Origin of the sequence: Aliirhizobium cellulosilyticum, from assembly GCF_014198105.1 — a bacterium.
Classification (GTDB): domain Bacteria; phylum Pseudomonadota; class Alphaproteobacteria; order Rhizobiales; family Rhizobiaceae; genus Neorhizobium; species Neorhizobium cellulosilyticum.
The window spans coordinates 178578-196505 of sequence record NZ_JACIGW010000004.1 but is presented as its reverse complement, the minus strand read 5'-3'; the positions used below and the strand labels follow the sequence as shown (position 1 = coordinate 196505).

General features: G+C 59.4%; 16 protein-coding genes. 7 read left to right on the top strand and 9 right to left on the bottom strand.

What is annotated here, in order from left to right; all coding sequences use genetic code 11:
• The first annotated feature begins 9 nt into the window (after window positions 1-9).
• Window positions 10-333, top strand: a complete 324-nt coding sequence (locus GGE33_RS18105) for an EthD domain-containing protein (RefSeq protein ID WP_148147041.1) — start codon at window positions 10-12, stop codon at window positions 331-333.
• A gap of 151 nt (window positions 334-484) precedes the next feature.
• Here GGE33_RS18105 and GGE33_RS18100 read toward each other — a convergent pair whose 3' ends face one another.
• Window positions 485-1222: an SH3 domain-containing protein gene (locus tag GGE33_RS18100; protein ID WP_183826141.1), complete on the bottom strand. Its 738-nt coding sequence runs from the start codon at window positions 1220-1222 to the stop codon at window positions 485-487.
• 243 nt (window positions 1223-1465) lie between these two features.
• Between GGE33_RS18100 and GGE33_RS18095 the strand changes: the two genes are divergently transcribed.
• Both GGE33_RS18095 and GGE33_RS18090 read left to right on the top strand, forming a co-directional pair.
• The gene (locus GGE33_RS18095; RefSeq protein WP_183685673.1) at window positions 1466-2185 is read left to right on the top strand and encodes a response regulator; all 720 of its coding nucleotides are present in this window, start codon (window positions 1466-1468) and stop codon (window positions 2183-2185) included.
• Window positions 2186-3517 carry an ATP-binding protein gene (locus GGE33_RS18090; protein WP_183826138.1) on the top strand — a complete coding sequence of 444 codons (1332 nt, stop codon included), beginning with the start codon at window positions 2186-2188 and terminating at the stop codon, window positions 3515-3517.
• Between the two features lie 29 nt (window positions 3518-3546).
• Here the strand turns inward: GGE33_RS18090 and GGE33_RS18085 are convergent, their stop codons facing one another.
• The gene (locus GGE33_RS18085; RefSeq protein WP_183826135.1) at window positions 3547-4782 is read right to left on the bottom strand and encodes a PAS domain S-box protein; all 1236 of its coding nucleotides are present in this window, start codon (window positions 4780-4782) and stop codon (window positions 3547-3549) included.
• Between the two features lie 124 nt (window positions 4783-4906).
• Window positions 4907-5836 (bottom strand): LysR family transcriptional regulator, encoded by a 930-nt coding sequence (locus GGE33_RS18080; RefSeq protein WP_183826132.1) that lies wholly within the window; start codon window positions 5834-5836, stop codon window positions 4907-4909.
• A 290-nt stretch (window positions 5837-6126) separates the two neighbouring features.
• Here GGE33_RS18080 and GGE33_RS18075 point away from each other — a divergent pair, with 290 nt between their 5' ends.
• From GGE33_RS18075 to GGE33_RS18065, 3 genes are read left to right on the top strand one after another with little or no spacing between them, the layout of a single operon-like run.
• On the top strand, window positions 6127-7593 hold the full coding sequence (locus GGE33_RS18075) for a c-type cytochrome (protein ID WP_183826129.1): 1467 nt from the start codon (window positions 6127-6129) through the stop codon (window positions 7591-7593).
• 50 nt (window positions 7594-7643) lie between these two features.
• A complete protein-coding gene (locus GGE33_RS18070; RefSeq protein ID WP_183685680.1) occupies window positions 7644-8171 on the top strand; it encodes a sugar dehydrogenase complex small subunit in 528 nt (175 codons plus the stop codon).
• 14 nt (window positions 8172-8185) lie between these two features.
• Window positions 8186-9820, top strand: a complete 1635-nt coding sequence (locus GGE33_RS18065; protein WP_183826126.1) for a GMC family oxidoreductase — start codon at window positions 8186-8188, stop codon at window positions 9818-9820.
• Between the two features lie 339 nt (window positions 9821-10159).
• Here the strand turns inward: GGE33_RS18065 and ftsZ are convergent, their stop codons facing one another.
• The 3 genes from ftsZ to GGE33_RS18050 all read right to left on the bottom strand — a co-directional run bounded on the left by ftsZ (window position 10160) and on the right by GGE33_RS18050 (window position 12827).
• Window positions 10160-11140 carry a cell division protein FtsZ gene (gene ftsZ, locus GGE33_RS18060; RefSeq protein ID WP_373289484.1) on the bottom strand — a complete coding sequence of 327 codons (981 nt, stop codon included), beginning with the start codon at window positions 11138-11140 and terminating at the stop codon, window positions 10160-10162.
• 116 nt (window positions 11141-11256) lie between these two features.
• Window positions 11257-11880 carry a 2-dehydro-3-deoxy-6-phosphogalactonate aldolase gene (locus GGE33_RS18055; protein WP_183826123.1) on the bottom strand — a complete coding sequence of 208 codons (624 nt, stop codon included), beginning with the start codon at window positions 11878-11880 and terminating at the stop codon, window positions 11257-11259.
• An 11-nt stretch (window positions 11881-11891) separates the two neighbouring features.
• On the bottom strand, window positions 11892-12827 hold the full coding sequence (locus GGE33_RS18050; RefSeq protein ID WP_183826120.1) for a 2-dehydro-3-deoxygalactonokinase: 936 nt from the start codon (window positions 12825-12827) through the stop codon (window positions 11892-11894).
• A 984-nt stretch (window positions 12828-13811) separates the two neighbouring features.
• Here GGE33_RS18050 and GGE33_RS18045 point away from each other — a divergent pair.
• Window positions 13812-15764, top strand: coding sequence for a putative bifunctional diguanylate cyclase/phosphodiesterase (locus GGE33_RS18045; protein WP_183826761.1), 1953 nt, complete (start codon window positions 13812-13814; stop codon window positions 15762-15764).
• 75 nt (window positions 15765-15839) lie between these two features.
• Here the strand turns inward: GGE33_RS18045 and GGE33_RS18040 are convergent, their stop codons facing one another.
• From GGE33_RS18040 to GGE33_RS18030, 3 genes are all read right to left on the bottom strand, one after another.
• Window positions 15840-16139: a CcdB family protein gene (locus GGE33_RS18040; RefSeq protein WP_183826117.1), complete on the bottom strand. Its 300-nt coding sequence runs from the start codon at window positions 16137-16139 to the stop codon at window positions 15840-15842.
• A complete protein-coding gene (locus tag GGE33_RS18035) occupies window positions 16139-16369 on the bottom strand; it encodes a type II toxin-antitoxin system CcdA family antitoxin (RefSeq protein WP_148148668.1) in 231 nt (76 codons plus the stop codon). The genes GGE33_RS18040 and GGE33_RS18035 overlap by 1 nt, the downstream gene beginning before the upstream one ends.
• Window positions 16370-16850: 481 nt before the next feature.
• Window positions 16851-17909, bottom strand: coding sequence for an ABC transporter ATP-binding protein (locus tag GGE33_RS18030; RefSeq protein WP_183826114.1), 1059 nt, complete (start codon window positions 17907-17909; stop codon window positions 16851-16853).
• Between the last annotated feature and the right edge of the window lie 19 nt (window positions 17910-17928).

The window sequence follows — 17928 nt, the reverse complement described above, 5'->3', positions numbered from 1 at the left end:
TCGCCAGCGATGATCATCCGTCAGGCATTTTTCGAAGGCTCGATCCATGCCGGCAAGGAAGGCGCCTTCAAGGCCTATGTCGCGGAAAAGCTGATGCCGATGTGGTTGGCTTTTCCCGGCATCCGCGAGGTCAAAGTCCTGTACGCCGTCGAACGGGACGAGGGCGCTCCGCCCTTTCCGATGGTGCTCTGGACCGCCTATGACAGCCGCGAGGCGCTTGCCGCCGCGCTGGATTCTGCGGTTCGCTACGAGAGCCGCGAGATGACCAAGGGCCTGCTGGAAATGTTCGACGGACATATCCATCACCACGTCTTCGATCTCGCGCACGGATAAGAAGATCACATAGCCCGGCTGGTTTTCGGCAGCCGGGCTATGAGCAATTCCAGCAAAAGTGGGAACCGGTTTTGCGTCCGGAATTGCGTTCAGAAAAAAAGTCGATAGAGCGGTTTCGCCTATCACGGAAAGGCGGAGCCGCTCTATCGCGTTACGGCCGGTCGATCGAGCCGTGACGAATTCGCGTATTGCCGAGCGGCCCGCGCGTAACCGATACGCCGCCGCATTTTTCCGGACCGCAGCCGCCGACAGCCGCCCGCCCGCCGCCATTCGGGCCTCTGGTCACGGCAGCCCCGCCGCAATTTCCATCATGGCAGCCACCGGCTGCGGCCCTCGCACCACCATAGGGACCACGCGTCACGGTGGCAGCGCCGCATCCGTGATCTCCGCAACCGGCAACGACCGAACGCGATCCGCCGCCGATGTAATAGCGATCCCAATGCCCGTACCAGGGCTGCGAATGATAATGCGCGTCCCAATAGGCGACGCTGAAGGCGACCGTGGCGATGCCGACGACCGGCGCGATCGATGCGGTCAGCACCGTCGGGCGGCCATTATAAAGGACCTGGATATAGCTTGCCGCCACCCAGCCTCGGGCGCCCGACCCGCTGACATCGCACCACGACCGGTCTCCGGTGCAGCCATAGACTGCAAGCGAGGCACTCTGCGGCATGACCATCACCACCGGATAGCGCGTGCTTGGCCCGGCGCGCAGGTTGACGCTGGTCACCGCCACGCCGTTGATCGCGGCGGAGGCCTTGTTGAGGCCTCCGCAGGAGAAAAGCACTAGCAGCGCCAGTATCGCAAGTGACGCGGCTTTGCGCATCGCGGGCATCGATTGGAGGGCTTCTGCCGCCCGGATGTCGTGTGAGAGGTAGATTGCAGACATGGAAAGGTCGGCTCCTTGTATTGAGGGGAGGGCTGCTGAAGAGGCCGCCATTGTCCCGCGCCGGTTTTGAAGCCCTGTTTCAGCTTTGCTACAGAAGTTTGCAGGGCGCATGCGGATCGAGCCTGCGTCCGAGCGGCGCTGCAACAAATTGCAACAAATCCGAAATCGTCTCGAAATCGCAGTCCTGTCTGATAGGCTCATACTTGGCTGAATAGGCCCGGTCGGGTGATGGAGCAGCGTAAAATGGATGAACAGTTGAAAATTCTGGTTGTCGAGGACGACCCGGAAATTCGCGACCTGCTCGATGAGTTTTTGACCGGCGAGGGCTATCTGGTGCAGACGGCCGACAGCCCGCCATCGGCCGACCGGCTGGTCGAGCGCCGCTGGCCGGATCTGATCATTCTTGACCTGATGATGCCGCGCGAAGACGGCCTGTCGTTCTGTCAGCGCATCCGCGCGCGGTCTCAGGTGCCGATCATCATGCTGACCGCCAAGACCGCCGAGATCGATCGCATCGTCGGGCTGGAATTCGGCGCCGATGATTATCTCGGCAAACCCTTCAATCCGCGAGAACTGCTCGCCCGCATGCGGGCCGTGATGCGCCGCACGACCGCGAAGGGGATTGCGTCGGATCCGGGCAATTCAGTCAAGCGCTTCGCCGGTCTCGTCGTCGATCCGCAGGCACGCAGCATCATGACTGAAGACGGTGCGAGCGTGCCTCTCACCACCACAGAATTCGATCTTCTCGCCTGTTTCCTCGAACGGCCGAAGCGAGTTCTCTCCCGCGACCAGTTGCTCGATTTTACCCGCGGATCGTCCGCCGAGACCTATGATCGGACGATCGACGTAACGATCTCGCGCCTTCGAACCAAGCTCGCCGCCTGCTTGCCCCCGGATGTCCGGGTCATCACCACCGTGCGCAATGTCGGTTATCTGTTCAACCCGACTGTGACGGACGGCTGAATGTTGTTGAGAAAGATCGGCATTGTCGCCCGTATTGCGCTTATCGTCACAGCTGCGCTGTTCGTCAGCCAGTTGTTCGTGGTGATCTCCTATCTGCATGGCGAGCGATCTCCACCGCCGCCTTTCGCCATCGCAAAGCGCATTGTCGCCGTCGTTCGACTGCTGGATGAAACCGAGATCCGTAACCGTGAGGATGTGCTTGCTGTGTCGAGCGTCTCCGGGTTCCAGGTCTCGGTGATTTCCGCCATGCCCGAAGGCTTCGAGGATGACTTCAGCCTGGGACGCATGGGCGTGCTTACCCGAAAGATGATCGATGATCTCGAGCCCGGGCGGGTCGTCCGGGTGGGCGCGGTCCGATCCGGCGAGCACCGGCGCAATTCATCGCTGATGACATTCGTCGTCGGGCTCAAATCCGGAGAGATCGCTCGGTTCTCGGTTTCCGACGAGACGACATTGCGGGTCTGGAACTTGCCGGTCGGTTTTCTCGCCGGTTTCTTCGGCATTGTCGTCGCGATCATCGCCGTCCTTGCTGTGGCGCGCGAAACGCGGCCGCTCGCGCGGTTGGCACGAACCGTCGATGAACTCGGAAACCGCATCGAGCCGGTTCAGGTGAAGGAGAGAGGGGCAAGGGAGCTTAGAACCCTGATCCGGGCGATTAATGCCATGCAGGGGCGCATCCTTGGCCTCGTCAACAACCGCACCCTGTTTCTCGGGGCGATCTCGCATGACCTCAAGACCTATCTGACGCGTTTCCGCCTGCGGCTGGAGATGATGCCGGCAGGCACCCATCGAGAAAAGGCCATTCATGATGTCGAGACGATGGAGCAGTTGCTGAACGACGTGCTTCTGTTCGCCAGTGAAAGCTCTGCCGGATCCGAGAAGGAGACGGTGGAACTGAATGCAGCGGTCGGCACCTCGGCCATGGAAGTCGCTCCCGCCGGAGATGCCGTTCACCTGGCCCTGTCTGCTGATCCCCTCAATGTCCGGCTGCCGCGAAAGGCGCTGCGAAGGGTGATCGACAATCTTCTGTCCAACGCTTTGCGCTACGGCACGCATGCCTGGATAAGAACCGAAAGATGTGATGGCATGGCCTGCCTGATCGTCGAGGATGACGGGCCGGGGATCGAGGAGAAGGATATGCCCTTCGTCTTCGAACCCTTTTTCCGCGCTGAACCGTCGCGAAACCGGAGCCATGGCGGCACTGGCCTCGGCCTTGCCATCGTCAGGCAAATCCTCGATGCGCATGGCGGCACGATCACGCTTGAAAACAGGAGGGCAGGTTCCGGTCTTGTCGCCACCGTCTGTCTGCCGGTCGAAGGAGCGGCGCGCTGAGCGGCGCGCGTTGATAATCGACGGCTACTTCAGGCGTCTTCGGCGGCATAGGCCTCCAGCAGGCGCGACGTATCCATTCTTAGCGCGTCATTGGCCTGCAATATGTCGGCAAGGCCGCGCTGAACGATATCCTGAAACGCTTCCAGATCCATGATCAGATCGTTCACGACGGCGACGCTCAGCCGCCCCGATTCCACCTTGCCCATGATGCGGATTGCCGCGAGGCCGGAGGCCAGCCGCTTCATCTCGGAAACCATCTGGAAGAAAATCTTCAACTCGTCCTCGATGCCGGTCAGGCTCTTTAATGCTTCGGCCTGATAGGTCGACTGCTGCTGGTCGAGAAAATTCTTCTCGGTCGCATGGTCTACCCCCTCGATGGGGACTTCATCTCTGAAACTGCAGGCGATCTCCCGCTGCACATAGGATGTGGCAAGCAGAAAAGCCCCGACACTAATTGTGTGTGACACGGTTCGGGCGGCTTGCAGAAAGCCGTCCAGCCCTCGCTCTATTTCCTCCGACAGCGTGTTGTAATTCGTCGAGATGGTTGCAATCGCCGCACCCGCTTCACCGATCTGGCCTGCATGAACCAGCAGGTTGAGCGGCACGAAGCGGTAGGTGAGATACCCTTCAGAGATCTGCTGGGCCGCGGTCAGCAGCCGCGCGGCAGAGGGCATCAGTCGTCCATAAAGCGCAAGTGTCTGCCGCGACTGTTTCTGCAGGTTCACGTCGCGCAGCGAGAATTCGGCAGAAAGGCTTGTTGCCATGAAGGCATCGTAGGTTTCGAAACCGAGAGCCGAAAGGCGCGTCATCAGTCGCGCCGCACTTTCCGCCGGTGACAGCTTTTCCTCTATCTCCATCCGGGCAAGGGCAGCATATTCCGCCTGAACGATACCGAAGATGGGGCTGCTCGGCTTGATGCGAACGGAAAGATAACCGCCTTCGCATGGGGTTATGATGGCATAAACCCAGTAGAACCGGCCGTCCTTGCTCTTGTTCTTTACATAGGCGCCGGTTTGGAGACCTTGTTTCAGACGATCCCACAGCAACCAGAATACGGCACGCGGCACGCCTTCATGGCGAATGATGTTATGGGGCTTCCCCGCAAGCTCGCTCCAGGAATAGCCGCTTATGCGCTGGAACACCTCGTTGCCGGACTGGATCTTCCCACGCGTGTCCGTTCTGGAGAAGAAGATCTCCGCAAAATCGAACGGGATTTCTATTTCGCGATATAATTGCGAATGATCGTGAAACTCTGAAACATCCATGAATTAAACTTTCGCCGTAAGAAATACCCTCCCTATTCCCTAATTGGGTTTCTTGCATCGAAATGAACTACTGTCATTCCGGATTTTGACCGAAACTGACGATGATCAAATCTGCGACAATGTTTCAAATTTTAACGATTGCGGCCTCGAGAAAAGCCGCGTTTTTCGCTTCCTCGGCATAGGTCTGAAAATGCAGCAGCAGTTTCTGCGCGTAGAGGGGAAGCTGCTGCTGATTTCTCACACAGACATAGAGTTCGCGTTCCGCCCAGCCGTCGGCAATCTCAAGCGTCCGAAAACCCATGTCACGGCCATACCGCCGGGCAGCACTTTCCGGTACGATTCCAAGGCCCGCGCCACATTCTACAATTCGGCAAAGCGACTCGAAGTTTTCGACCCGGATGCGGATATTCGCTCGTCTGCCAAGCTCGGTGGCTAGCCGCCGCAGGAATTGCGACAGGGCGACCGTCGTGTTCAGCGCGATCAGCGGATGATCCAGAATTCGCGCATAGGCAACCGGCCCTTCCAGAGCCCAGTCGCCCGGGACGATCAGCACCAGCCTGTCCGGCACGAAGCGCCAGCGCTCGAGACCGGTCATGTCCGCCGAAGATGCGACAATGCCGATATCCGCCTCGCCGTTTCTCAGCAGGTTGACCACTTCCATGCTCGGCTTGTCGGTGACGGTGACAAATATATCCGGGTTCTGCCGCAGGAATGATCCGAGCAACTTCGGCATGTGCTCGGAAAGCATGTTGGTGTTCGATAGCAGGCGGATCGTCCCGCCGCGGCCTTCCGAAAAGGCATCGAGTTCGATCTCCAGCTTTCGCGTATCATCAAGCACCTTGCGCGCATGGCCGACCAGTATGTCGCCTGCAAGCGTCGGCCTGATACCGCGCCCGGTCCGTTCGACGAGAGGAAGCCCGAATGAATCCTCCATTTTGCGCAACCGCGCGCTGACCGCCGCCACCACGATGTTGTTCTGCAAAGCTGCCGCAGTCAGGCTTCCGCCCTCGACGGCAGACAAAAAAATCCTGAGATCTGTGAGGTCGAATTTCATGGCTACAAGCTTTCACAATTGGTGAAGGCTGTTTGTACGACAAACCGACTACACAAGCTATCTTTTGCGGCGCTATGACACAAATCAAGTCGCGCCGCGACACATCGACACGCCTCAGGTTTAATCCTGAACCCGTTAATCAAGCTTTTTTGTTCAAGAATTGCTTCAATACGAGTGGCATTCTCCCGATGTGCCACCCCGGTTTGCGGCGATGAAGATCGGCCCTGCGTGTGGGAGGCACGTCTGGAACCGATATTGATTGTTCATGCTTGATGAAAGCACGGGGATATATGCCTAAGCCTCCTGTCTCGCCCGGTACGTCTTTCGGCGGCACTTTGTTTGCGCCGATTTCCGCATCGCTCCGCCCCGCAATTCTCTGTCTTTCCGCGCTGGTCGCAACGGCCGGCGCGAGCTTCGCAGATGAGACTTCCGATCTCGTGGCGCGCGGTCGTTATCTCGCGACGGCCGCCGACTGTGCCGCCTGTCACACCGCGCCGCATGGCGGTACGCCCTTCGCCGGCGGCTACGCCATCGACACGCCGCTCGGCAAAATCTTCTCGACCAACATCACGCCGTCGAAGGAAGATGGTATCGGCACTTACAGCGAAGAGGATTTTTCGCGCGCCGTGCGTGAAGGGGTCGCCAAGGATGGCAGCCATCTTTATCCCGCAATGCCGTACACGGCCTATGCCAAGATCACCGATGACGACATGAAGGCGCTCTATGCCTATTTCATGCACGAGGTGAAGCCGGACGACCACAAGCCGCAAAAGACCGAGCTGCCTTTCCCCTTCTCGATCCGCACCTCGATGGCGGTCTGGAACCTGCTCTTCCTCGACAAGACCCGCTTCCAGCCGAACCCGGCCAAGTCCGCCGAATGGAACCGCGGTGCTTATCTCGCCGATGCGCTGGAACATTGCGCCACCTGTCACACGCCGCGTAACGCCTTCATGGCCGAAGACGCGAGCCAGGCGCTTGCCGGCGGTTCGGTCGGTTCCTGGTATGCGCCGAACATCACCTCCGACAAGGTTGCCGGCATCGGCGGCTGGTCCGACGATCAGCTGATCCAGTATTTCAAGACCGGCAATGTCCCCGGCAAGGCGCAGGCCGCCGGCCCGATGGCGGAAGCCGTCGAAAACAGCCTGCAGCATCTCTCCGACGACGACCTCAAGGCGATCGTCACCTATCTCAAGGACGTGCCGGCGATCGGATCGGCTGAGACGACCTCGCGTGCCGATTTCGGCAAAGCTTCGGTCGAGGTTGAAGCTTTGCTGCGCGGCCTTCCCGGCCAGTCGCCGGAAGAAAACGGCTACCACATCTTCAGCGGCAGCTGTGCCGCCTGCCATCAGGTGGAAGGGCAGGGCAACGATCATTATCCATCGCTGTTTAACAACACCGCGACCGGCGAGGACCGTCCCGACAACCTCGTCTCGACCATCCTTTATGGCCTGCATCGCAAGGTTGGCGATCATGTCGCCTTCATGCCGGCCTTCGGTGCCGATGCGTCCTATACGGATCGCCTGTCCGACAAGGACATCGCCGATGTCAGCAATTATGTGCTGGAAAACTACGGCAATCCGTCCGTCAAGGTGGCGCCTGCCGATGTGGCACGCATCCGCGATGGCGGCGAGAAGCCTTTGATCGTCAAGCTCGCGCCGCTTGCGGCTCCCGCTGCGATCGTCGCTGCCGTCATCGTGCTTGCCGTGATCGTCTGGCTACTGTCGCGCCGTCGTCGTTCGCGCCCGGCGCTCGGCTGAGCCCTGCATCGCTTTTCCTTTTCGCATTGAACGCTCCCCCGGAGATCCTGATGCCTTTTGATCCTTCCTCCCCGGCCATGTCCGGCCCCAATCTCTCCCGCCGCAGCCTGTTGCGCGGCACTGCCGCCCTCGGTGGTCTGGCCGTTGCCGCAAGCTTCGCCGGCCCGATCTCGGCTTTTGCCGCTGACGACAGTGCCGCATCGTTTACCCAGCTGTCGGAATTCCTGACGGGCTACACGCTCGATCCGGTTCTCGGCGGCCGCTTTCTTGCGGCATTGAAGAAACGCGATGCCGGCCTGGATGCAAGCCTTACGGCGCTCTCCCAGCTCATCAAGCAATCCGGCGTGCCGAACATGGATGGTTTTCTGGCGCTGACTGGTACCGATCCGGCGCTTATGAAGACGGCCACCAAGGTGGTTTCCGCCTGGTATCTCGGCGTTGTTGGTGAGCCGGAAGATGCTGAGCTGATCACCTATGCCGATTCGCTGATGTACCGCCCGACCAAGGGCCTCCTTACCGTCCCGTCTTATGGTCCCGGCCCCAATGCCTGGGGACCGAAGCCCGGTAGCAAGATCTGACAGGAACAAAGACAATGGCTAACACATCCTATGATGCGGACCTGATCGTTATCGGCTCGGGCGTCATGGGCGGCATCGTTGCCGCCAATCTCGCCAAGGCAGGCAAAAAGGTGATCGTTCTGGAGGCCGGTCCGCGCGTCAATCGCCGCGAGATCGTCGAGACCTACCGCAATGCGCCGGTCAAGCTTTCGCTCGCCAATGCCAAGCTGCAGGGCGCAGGCTCGCCCTTCCCGAGCATGCCCTGGGCGCCGTCCACCTATGGCGACTATCTGCAGTATGAAGGGCCGGTGAAATACAACACCTCCTATCTGCGCGTCGTCGGTGGCACGACCTGGCATTTCGGGTCGGCGCTGTGGCGGATGATCCCCAACGACTTCAAGCTCCAGTCGCTTTATGGCCGCGGCCGGGACTGGCCGATCGGCTATGACGATCTGGAGCAGTATTACAACAAGGCCGAACTGGAACTCGGCGTGACCGGCACGGACGGCCAGGACGAGAGCGGACAGGGCGGCGGACCTATGCCACCCCGCTCCATGCCCTTCCCGATGAAGCAGCTCAACAGCAGCTACATGTTCGACACGCTGGCGGAAAAGCTTTCGGTCGGCGGCTTCAATCCGGTGCTCGAACCGCATGGCCGCGCCTCACGCCCTTACGGTAACCGCCCGGTCTGTGCCGGCAACAACAACTGCAATCCGGTCTGTCCGATCGGCGCCAAATATGACGGCTCGATGCATATCGACGAGGCAGAGCGCCATGGCGCCAAGCTGCTCGACAATTCGCCGGTCTACAGGATCGAGGCCGGGGACGACGGCAAGATCGTGGCGATCTGGTACAAGAAGCCTGACAATTCCGAACACCGGCTGACGGCAAAGTATTTCGTGCTGGCCGCCTACGGCATCGAGAGCGCCAAGCTTCTGCTGATCTCGACTTCGGAGAAATATCCGAACGGCATCGCCAACTCCTCCGATCAGGTCGGCCGTAACCTCATGGACCATACCGGTATCAGCATGAACATGCTGACCAAGGAAGACATGTGGCCGGGCGAAGGTCCGACCGAGCTTCTGGTCTATCTGAACCAGCGTGACGGCGAATTCCGCAAGGATTATCCGAGCTACAAGATCAAGGTGCGCAATACCGTTCCGACCGCGCAGATGACCGAGGGTTTCATCAAGAAGGGCATTCTCGGCTCCAAGCTGGACGAGCAGATCCGCAAATATTCGGCCCGCTCGCTCAACTGGGCGATCGATTTCGAGCCGCTGCCGCTGGCGGAAAATCGCGTCACGCCGTCAAAGACCAAGTTCGATGCGCTCGGCATCCCGGTTCCGGTCCTCTATTACTCGGTCACCGACTACTGGAATGCTGGCCGTGACCGTGGCCTGCAGGATCTAAACAAGATCGCCGAACTGCTCGATGCCGAAGTTCTGTCGACCGACGTCAAATGGCAGAACCGCCAGCACGTCATGGGCACGACCCGCATGGGCGACGACCCGACCGATTCCGTCGTCGATCGCGATTGCCGCACGCATGACCATCCGAACATGTTCATCGCCGGCACCAGCGTCATGCCTTCCGCATCCTGCATGAACCCGACGCTGACCGGGGCGGCACTCAGCGTTCGTATTGCAGAGCAGTTGATCAAGGAAATCTGACCTGCGCTGGAAGGCGGTCAGAGGACGAAGCCTGCACGATGACATGATGACATCGTGCAGGCTTCTAACCGCCATCATGGCGGCTGGAACAAACGGTGGATATTTGCTGCCGCGGCGTCAAATGAAGATTTTGTAATTCACAGTCATGTTCGGTTGAAGTGGCCTTGGGCTTCATCCACAGGAAGAATTAGAAAGTGCGAATATTGCATATTCGCTTGTGATGAGCTGAAACTAACGGGCAGAGAGCCGCAAAACAAAGACACCGAACAGATGCGTGGATCTGCTCGGTGCGAGAGAATAGCACGGGCGTGACGTCCGGGGACGTCACGAAGGATGTTTTCAGCCGGCCGGATGCGGAGCCGGTCCGCGATCGCCGTCGAGACCGGTGGCAACCACCGAGACGCGGAATTTTCCGTCGAGGTTGCGGTCGAAGATCGCGCCGACGACGATATCGGCATCGGCTTCTACCTCGTCGCGGATGCGGCTTGCCGCTTCATCGACTTCGAAAAGGGTCATGTCCGAACCGCCGGAAATCGAGATCAGCACGCCCTTGGCGCCTCGCATCGAGATGTCGTCGAGAAGCGGATTGGCGATGGCCAACTCTGCTGCTGCGAGCGCACGATTGTCGCCGGAGGCCTCTCCGGTGCCCATCATGGCGCGACCCATGCCGCGCATGACCGATTTCACATCGGCGAAGTCGAGGTTGATCAGACCTTCCTTGACGATCAGGTCAGTGATGCAGCCGACACCGGAAAAAAGCACACGGTCGGCGATCATGAAGGCGTCGGCAAAGCTGGTCTTGGCGTCGGCGATGCGGAAGAGGTTCTGGTTCGGAATGACGATGACGGTATCGGCCGCATCGCGCAGTTCCAGGATACCCGCTTCGGCCGTTTTCATGCGCCGCTGGCCTTCGAAGGTGAAGGGTTTTGTGACGACAGCGACGGTGAGGATGCCGGCGGCGCGCGCGGCGCGGGCGATCGCAGGTGCCGCACCCGTGCCGGTGCCGCCGCCCATGCCGGCGGTGACGAAGCACATATGCGAACCGGCAAGATGATCCATGATCTCGTCGATGGATTCTTCAGCGGCAGCCCGCCCGATATCGGGCAGCGAACCTGCGCCGAGACCTTCGGTGATCTGGGCGCCGAGCTGGATGCGGCGCGACGCCTTGGACGTCGCCAGAACCTGTGCATCGGTGTTTGCCGCGACGAACTCCACACCGCGGAGTTCCTCTTCGATCATGTTGTTGATGGCGTTGCCACCGCCACCACCGACACCGATGACGGTGATCTGCGGTTTCAGTTCGACCAGGCCGCTTTTCATATCCGTCAAGCTCAGGCTCCTTCAAATCTTCCTGTCGTCTCTCAAGGACGACGAATCGGCCGTCAAATTATCTGTCGATTGCGTCGGAAGCTAGAAGGAAGCGAGAGGTGAAACGACTATCTGATGGCGCGCATGGCCTCGATGAACTGCTTTGCCTTCGCACCGACCGCCTCAGCGCTGTCGCCGGGCTTGTAGAGCGAACCGCCGATGCCGAAACCGGCGGCACCGGCATCAACGAAAGCCTTCATGTTGTCGGGCGTCACGCCGCCGACGGCGAGGACCGGAATATCCTTCGGCAGCACGGCTTTCCAGGCCTTGATGACATAAGGCGGAATGGCTTCGGCTGGGAAGGCTTTGACGCCGGTGGCGCCTGCGCCGATCGCGGCAAAGGCTTCCGTCGGGGTGGCGACACCGGGCAGGCTGACCATGCCCTTGGCGACGCTCGCCTCGATGACTGACAGGTTGGCGTTCGGCGAGATGATGACCTTGGAGCCGGTTGCGGCGACATCGGCGACCTGGGCAGGCGTCAGCACGGTGCCTGCACCGATCAGCGCCTTGTCACCGAAAAGCTTCTGCAGCTTTTCGATGCTTTTCAGCGGATCGGGCGAATTGAGAGGCACTTCGAGAATGCGCCAGCCGGCCTCGATCAGCGTTTCGCCCACCGCCTCGACCTCTTCCGGCTTGATGCCGCGGAGGATGGCGATCAGGTTGCATTCTTTCAGCGCGTCGTGGAGGTTCATGGGAAACGTCCTTATTTCGTCAATTGCAATTGGCCGGCGATTAGCTGCACGCCGCGTTTGGCGGCATCCGCCGGGCTTGGGATCACGGTGAGATTAAAGAGTGGCGCGACACGACCGTAACGGCTGTTCAGCACATTGTTGCCGACAATGCCGATCGCTTCGCCGGGGATGAGCCAGCCGGCGGCGCGGGCCTGGCGAAATTCGGAACCGATGACGAGGCCGGAGACGTAATCGCCGATATCTTCGGCCTTCAGGACGCCGGCGAGTACGCCAGTACGGGCGGAAAAGACGGCGGACAGAAAGGCATCGGCGGCACGGGCATCACTTGCTGCAAACTCTGCGCCGAGATCGAAGGCAGACCAGACTGGTTCGGCTCCGGGGGCAGGTTCCAGCGCCTTGGCGATGAAGGAATGTTTGGTGAGAAGCGAAAAGACCTCGCCCGTCGCATAGGTCTGGAAACCGGCGATGCGGCCTCCCTCGACGCGTGCCCATTTGCTGTGGGTGCCGGGCAGGACAACGGTGCAATCCTTGTTCAGACCGAAACCGACGATCTGCGTTTCCTCGCCGCGCATGACGTCCGGAAACGGCTTTGCCGCCGGATCTCGCATGCCAGGTAGAAAGGTGACGGTTGCGCCGTTCTGAAGCGTCAGTTGCTTCGTACCAGCGGCAAGCTCCGCCAAGCCGGCAGGCGCATCCACGTAAGGAACTTCGATCCAGCCGTTGCGGCTGGTGATCATGCCCGATGCGATGACGGGAAGCGGGCCGTGAGAGGCAAACCAGCTGCCGACGGTTTCCATCAGTGCAGCCTCAAACGCGCCGTCCTTGACAAACTGGATGCCACCGCTCGTCGTGTCTTGGGTGTCGAGCGTCTCGCCCGTTTCCGACACGAGTGCTGCACGCAGCGAACTCGTGCCCCAGTCAAGGATGATCGACACAGGCTTAGGCATACCGGATTTCCTCCCGAGATTTATTGCGCCCTTCGATAGCGCGGGGGCGGTGCGGCTGTCGAGAACAATCGTCAATAAAGTCATACTTATCGGTATGATCTGGACAGGATGGACGCCTGGTTTTCTGCATACCTTCCAAAACGGAATAAGCCCTTGGTGATCATGAGATTTGTATCGTTGGCCTTGGCCAGAAGTCGGACGGGGCGCTGAAAGCTGCCTCGTAAATTAGTTTATAGGTGACACCTCTCAGCGCCCCGTTCGGCAGTTTTTATCCACGACTCCGATCCCTCTGCCGTTGCCTTGCCGGATGATGTTCGTCTGGCGCCACGAAACACGGACGGAACGACTTACCGCCAACACCTCGCTTTGCCGCCGCCGGGCTTTCCGTTTTCACGGACGGACTTTTAAAGCCCGGCGAAACCATCCTTGAGGCCACCATGTGTGCCGCACAGGCACATCCGACGCGCCGTTCGGGCATCAGAAGCGGCAGGCCGGTCCGAAAACCTTGCCGCTTCCCCCGTGTCGCCGGAGGGAGACCATTTTCCGCGGACCCCGGTGATGGAGAGTTACGTCCTCTCTCCACCACCAGCGCCGATCCCGCCTCGCCGGCACGACTGCCGGTGTATCCGTGACGGAACGGGGAGATTGTAGGCACGAGGCGAGGGGGCGGGGATGAAATTTGTCCAAGTGATTGAAATGATTGCAGGGAGGTTCGAAATCATCCCCGACCTTTTGCCGGATCTCAAGGAGACCGTCTTTCGGAACGCTTAGCCGGCATCTCGTTTGCTGAGGTCTTTGGCAGCAGTTGCCCGCGATGACCGGTATCGGCCCATTGCGGTCATTGGATCCGTGCACCTGGGCCTCGATCCCGTCCCGGGCCCGCAAGGTGGCACCAGCGTCCTGCAGGTTTGATTAACCGTGCTAATTTGCGCGATTGTAATGATGCGTATGTTAGAAGCCGCTCATCAGTTGATGGGCGAACTTATGAATATACACATTGCGTGGCGCGGTATCCGGAACTTCATGTCGGTGCAAAACGAGAACCCTGAGCTTCTCAAAGCTCAATATCGGGCCTTCACGCGACAAATGCCGATGATGTATTTCATCCTGCTCTCCAGTACCTGGGCGCTTGCTATGACGCACATGCGGATCGCGCCCGCGTGGTTGACACTTGGCGTGCCGGTGCTGCTTACGGGCTGCTGCCTGCTAAGAGTGATCTTCTGGCTACGAACCAGGAATTCAGATCCATCTCCAGACCTTGCACATGCTGCACTCCTGCGCACCAATCGGCTTGCGGGCGGCATTGCCATGGCTTTCACACTCTGGTCTTTCGCGCTGATCCCATATGGCGATGCCTACACCCGCTCGCATGTCGCCTTCTACATGGCCATTACCGTCATCTCTTGCATCTTCTGCCTGATGTATGTGCGTTCGGCGGCCTTTATCGTGACACTCATCGTCAATGGCGCATTTATCGCTTTCTTCGCCTCGACGGCACAGCCAACATTTGTTGCCATTGCGATCAACGTCTTGCTGGTTTGCACCGGCATGATGTCCATCCTGCTGACGAACTACCGAAACTTTGAAAGTATGGTGGTTTCTAAGCAGCAAAGCGAGGCTCTGAGCTGCGAGAACTTCAGGCTCGCCAACCTGGATAGCTTGACCGGACTTGGCAATCGGCGTGCGTTTTTTGCAGAACTGGAAACCGAACTGGCGAGGGCGCAAGCTGACGGAGTGCGGTTGGCTCTCGGCGTCATGGATCTCGACGGTTTCAAGCCCGTCAACGACCTTTACGGCCATTCGGTTGGTGATCGTCTCCTGGCAGAGGTTGCCGCACGCCTATCTATCACGCTGACGGCCAGCACGGCTTTCAGACTAGGTGGTGACGAATTCGCGATCATCGCTCCTCTACCGCCGGAAAATACACAGATGGTAATAAATGCCAACGCCATCGCGGCCAAGTTGAGGGAGCCCTACCGTTTACCGGAAGGTACGGTGCATATCTCGGCGTCAATGGGGATCGCAGTGTTCCCCGAGCTTGCGCTTAACTGCGAGCAGCTTTTCGAGCGCGCCGATTATGCGCTATACCACGCCAAGAAAAAGCAGCGCGGCGGCGCGGTGTTGTTCGACTCTGATCATGAATATCAAATCAATTTCGAGGCGAAGATAGAAAGCGCACTGAAGCAGGCCGATCTCGAAAACGAGCTGTCAGTGGTCTTCCAACCGATTATCGATGTCCGTGGCCCGCAGACGATAGGTTTTGAAGCTCTGGCACGCTGGGATAGCCCACAGCTTGGTAAAATCTCTCCAGCCTGCTTTATCCCTATAGCAGAACGAGCGGGAATCGTCGGCTCACTTACGAAGCCGCTCCTCTGGAAGGCGTTGGCCGCGGCCTCGCTGTGGGGACCATCTCTGCGCCTGTCGTTCAACCTGTCTGCCCACGACTTGAACTCCAACGACAGCGTCTTAATGCTGGTGGGCATCATTCAGAGAAGTGGCTTTGATCCCAAGCGCCTTGATCTCGAGATTACCGAAACGGCTTTCGCCCACGATTTTGAACAGGTCACGCAATCCGTCGAGACCCTTCGAAGACTGGGATGTGGGATCTCGCTTGATGATTTCGGAACCGGATACTCAAGCCTCACGCGCCTTCACGCCTTGCCGCTGACAAAGTTCAAGATTGATCGCAGCTTCGTCAAGGACCTGCATTTGCGGCCGTCCAGCTATAAGATCGTGAAATCTCTGCTGGCACTAAGTGCAGACATGGGGTTGGATTGCGTGATCGAGGGTGTCGAGACGGAAGAAGAGCTCGCGGCTCTCACAGCATTGGGCGGGACAAGTGTTCAGGGCTATCTGTTCGCTCCACCACTGCTGGAGCACGAGGCCGCAAAGTTCGCAGCCGAACCCAGTGGCGCCAACCTCAGGATTGCGGTCTAACGGCACCCTTTATAAAGCCGGCTGCTCCGGGCGACTTCCTTGACGCAAGAGAGAGTTTACCCGCGGCGCGGCCTCTCAAAAGCCCTGGAACAGAAAGTCGGTGGCTGCGGTGATTTCGGCCGAGTGGTGGGAGAGATCAAGGACGGACTCACCAATGAGCCGTTTCGGTACCGAGGCCATCGAAGGGATGAGGATGTAATAAGCTTGCCCTTCTATCTCGACGCGAGGACTCAATTTAACGAATACGGGTCCGATCTCGACGACAGGAACAAGGGGCGCGACAACACGGGTCTCTAAGGAGTCAAGAAGATCAGCCTGCAGATCCATGATAAAGCCATCACGGCCCTTGAGCTTGTGGATATGGAACCGGGTCATCAGAACGTGCGATATTCTTCGAGTGGCAGGCCGTTCTTCTCGACATATTCGTTGTAGACCCGGATCGCCTCGGCATTTTCTTCCAGCCAGCGACGTTCGCGCTCGGCCTTGACGGCCTTGGCGATGCCGTCTTCGGCGGCACGCGAGAGATTGATATCCAGCTCGCGCGCCTGGGCGAGAAGCGTGCTATCGAGCGAGAGGTTGGCGGCTTTGCGTGCGGGTGTCGGCATAGAGAACCTCCAGAATATACGCAGATTATATGCGCATATTTTCTTGATGCAACGCGTGGTCATTTCAGCCTGATGTCGCCAAACGAAAAAGCCCCTCGCTGGTTGGGCGAGGGGCCAAAGGCTGGAAAGTCAGATCGGAGCTCAGGTAACTCCGCCTTTATGACAGCATAGTAACATAAGCAAATCGTCACCCAAACAGGTGACGCAGTTGCAATAAGCGCCACATTCACCCTAGGGTAATGTAGGACAGCGGCAGAAATGCAATCGTGACCGCAAGGCAAACAATCGCAGTCCTGACGAGCCGTGCCCGGCGCGCCTTTCGAGCATCCCACTCGTAGACCATGTTTTCTCCCTTTTTATGCAGGAACCACAAGGCGAAGCCTCAATGGTATCCAGATGCCTCCATCTGCGTGAAGGCAAGGGACTACAATATTGACCGAAGCTTGCGCGGCGCAGGTTCAATCAGGGCGCGAAGGACGGCCTATTTCTCGGGAGCGAGAATGCAGCACTGCTCCGGCACTGGGACGAGAACCGCCTTGGCGCCGGGTTCGAACAGCTCCGAAAGGGCTCCGTTCGCGGTGATCTCGCCGGCGGCCGTCTCGCATTTGTACTGGTACGCGCGGCCGAGATAGGTGCGGGTGCCGAGCGTGGTCGGAATGCCTTCGCCCTGGCCGCGCACGACCAGACCATCGGGGCGGGTGGCGAGCACGAAATCGTCCTTGATCGGGCCGAAGACATCCTGCGACAGGTGCAGTTTCGCGCCGCCTGCGGCTTCCACTGTCACGATTGCACCATCGCGTGCGACGGTTTTCATCGGGATCAGGTTTTCGAAACCGACAAAACGGGCGACGAAGGCGTTGGCCGGCTTCTGGTAGAGCACTTCGGGCGTATCGAGCTGCATGATGCGGCCGGCATTCATGATCGCCACGCGGTCGGAGATCGAAAAAGCCTCTTCTTGATCATGAGTGACATAGAGCGAGGTCGTGCCATTGGCTTTCTGCAGCTGGCGGATCTCGACTCGCATGTCGACGCGCAGCTTGGCGTCGAGATTGGAGAGCGGCTCATCGAACATCAATAGCGGCGGTTCGATGACGAGCGCGCGGGCGAGCGCGACACGCTGCTTCTGGCCGCCGGAGAGTGCGCCGGGCAGGCGGTCGGCAAGATTGGCTAGGCCGACGCGTTCCAGCATGGCGGTGGCGCGCTTTGCCCGGTCGGCGGCGGAGATGCCGCGCTGCTTGAGGCCGAAGGCGACGTTTTCCTGCACAGTCAGATGCGGGAAGAGCGCGTAGTTCTGGAAGACGAGGCCGATATCGCGGGCATGCGCGGGGAGGGTGGTGAGGTCACGGTCGCCGAGCTTCACATGGCCGGAGGTCGGCTGCAGGAAACCGGCGACGATGCGCAGCGTCGTGGTCTTGCCGCAGCCGGACGAGCCGAGAAGCGAGACGAGTTCGCCGGCCGCGACCGAGATCGACAGGTCTTTGAGGACCTGAGTCTGGCCGTAATGGGCGGAGAGGTTTTCGATGGTCAGCGATACGGTCATGGGATCGGGGCGTTCTTGT

Coding starts and splice junctions, on each gene's coding strand:
- GGE33_RS18105 (WP_148147041.1), top strand. CDS start 10: ATGATCATCCGTCAGGCATTTTTCGAAGGCTCGATCCATGCCGGCAAG.
- GGE33_RS18080 (WP_183826132.1), bottom strand. CDS start 5,836: ATGAAATTCGACCTCACAGATCTCAGGATTTTTTTGTCTGCCGTCGAG.
- GGE33_RS18055 (WP_183826123.1), bottom strand. CDS start 11,880: ATGAACCTCCACGACGCGCTGAAAGAATGCAACCTGATCGCCATCCTC.
- GGE33_RS18075 (WP_183826129.1), top strand. CDS start 6,127: ATGCCTAAGCCTCCTGTCTCGCCCGGTACGTCTTTCGGCGGCACTTTG.
- GGE33_RS18085 (WP_183826135.1), bottom strand. CDS start 4,782: ATGGATGTTTCAGAGTTTCACGATCATTCGCAATTATATCGCGAAATA.
- GGE33_RS18035 (WP_148148668.1), bottom strand. CDS start 16,369: ATGCCGACACCCGCACGCAAAGCCGCCAACCTCTCGCTCGATAGCACG.
- GGE33_RS18065 (WP_183826126.1), top strand. CDS start 8,186: ATGGCTAACACATCCTATGATGCGGACCTGATCGTTATCGGCTCGGGC.
- GGE33_RS18030 (WP_183826114.1), bottom strand. CDS start 17,909: ATGACCGTATCGCTGACCATCGAAAACCTCTCCGCCCATTACGGCCAG.
- GGE33_RS18095 (WP_183685673.1), top strand. CDS start 1,466: ATGGATGAACAGTTGAAAATTCTGGTTGTCGAGGACGACCCGGAAATT.
- GGE33_RS18040 (WP_183826117.1), bottom strand. CDS start 16,139: ATGACCCGGTTCCATATCCACAAGCTCAAGGGCCGTGATGGCTTTATC.
- GGE33_RS18070 (WP_183685680.1), top strand. CDS start 7,644: ATGCCTTTTGATCCTTCCTCCCCGGCCATGTCCGGCCCCAATCTCTCC.
- GGE33_RS18050 (WP_183826120.1), bottom strand. CDS start 12,827: ATGCCTAAGCCTGTGTCGATCATCCTTGACTGGGGCACGAGTTCGCTG.
- GGE33_RS18100 (WP_183826141.1), bottom strand. CDS start 1,222: ATGTCTGCAATCTACCTCTCACACGACATCCGGGCGGCAGAAGCCCTC.
- GGE33_RS18090 (WP_183826138.1), top strand. CDS start 2,186: ATGTTGTTGAGAAAGATCGGCATTGTCGCCCGTATTGCGCTTATCGTC.
- GGE33_RS18045 (WP_183826761.1), top strand. CDS start 13,812: ATGAATATACACATTGCGTGGCGCGGTATCCGGAACTTCATGTCGGTG.
- ftsZ (WP_373289484.1), bottom strand. CDS start 11,140: ATGAAAAGCGGCCTGGTCGAACTGAAACCGCAGATCACCGTCATCGGT.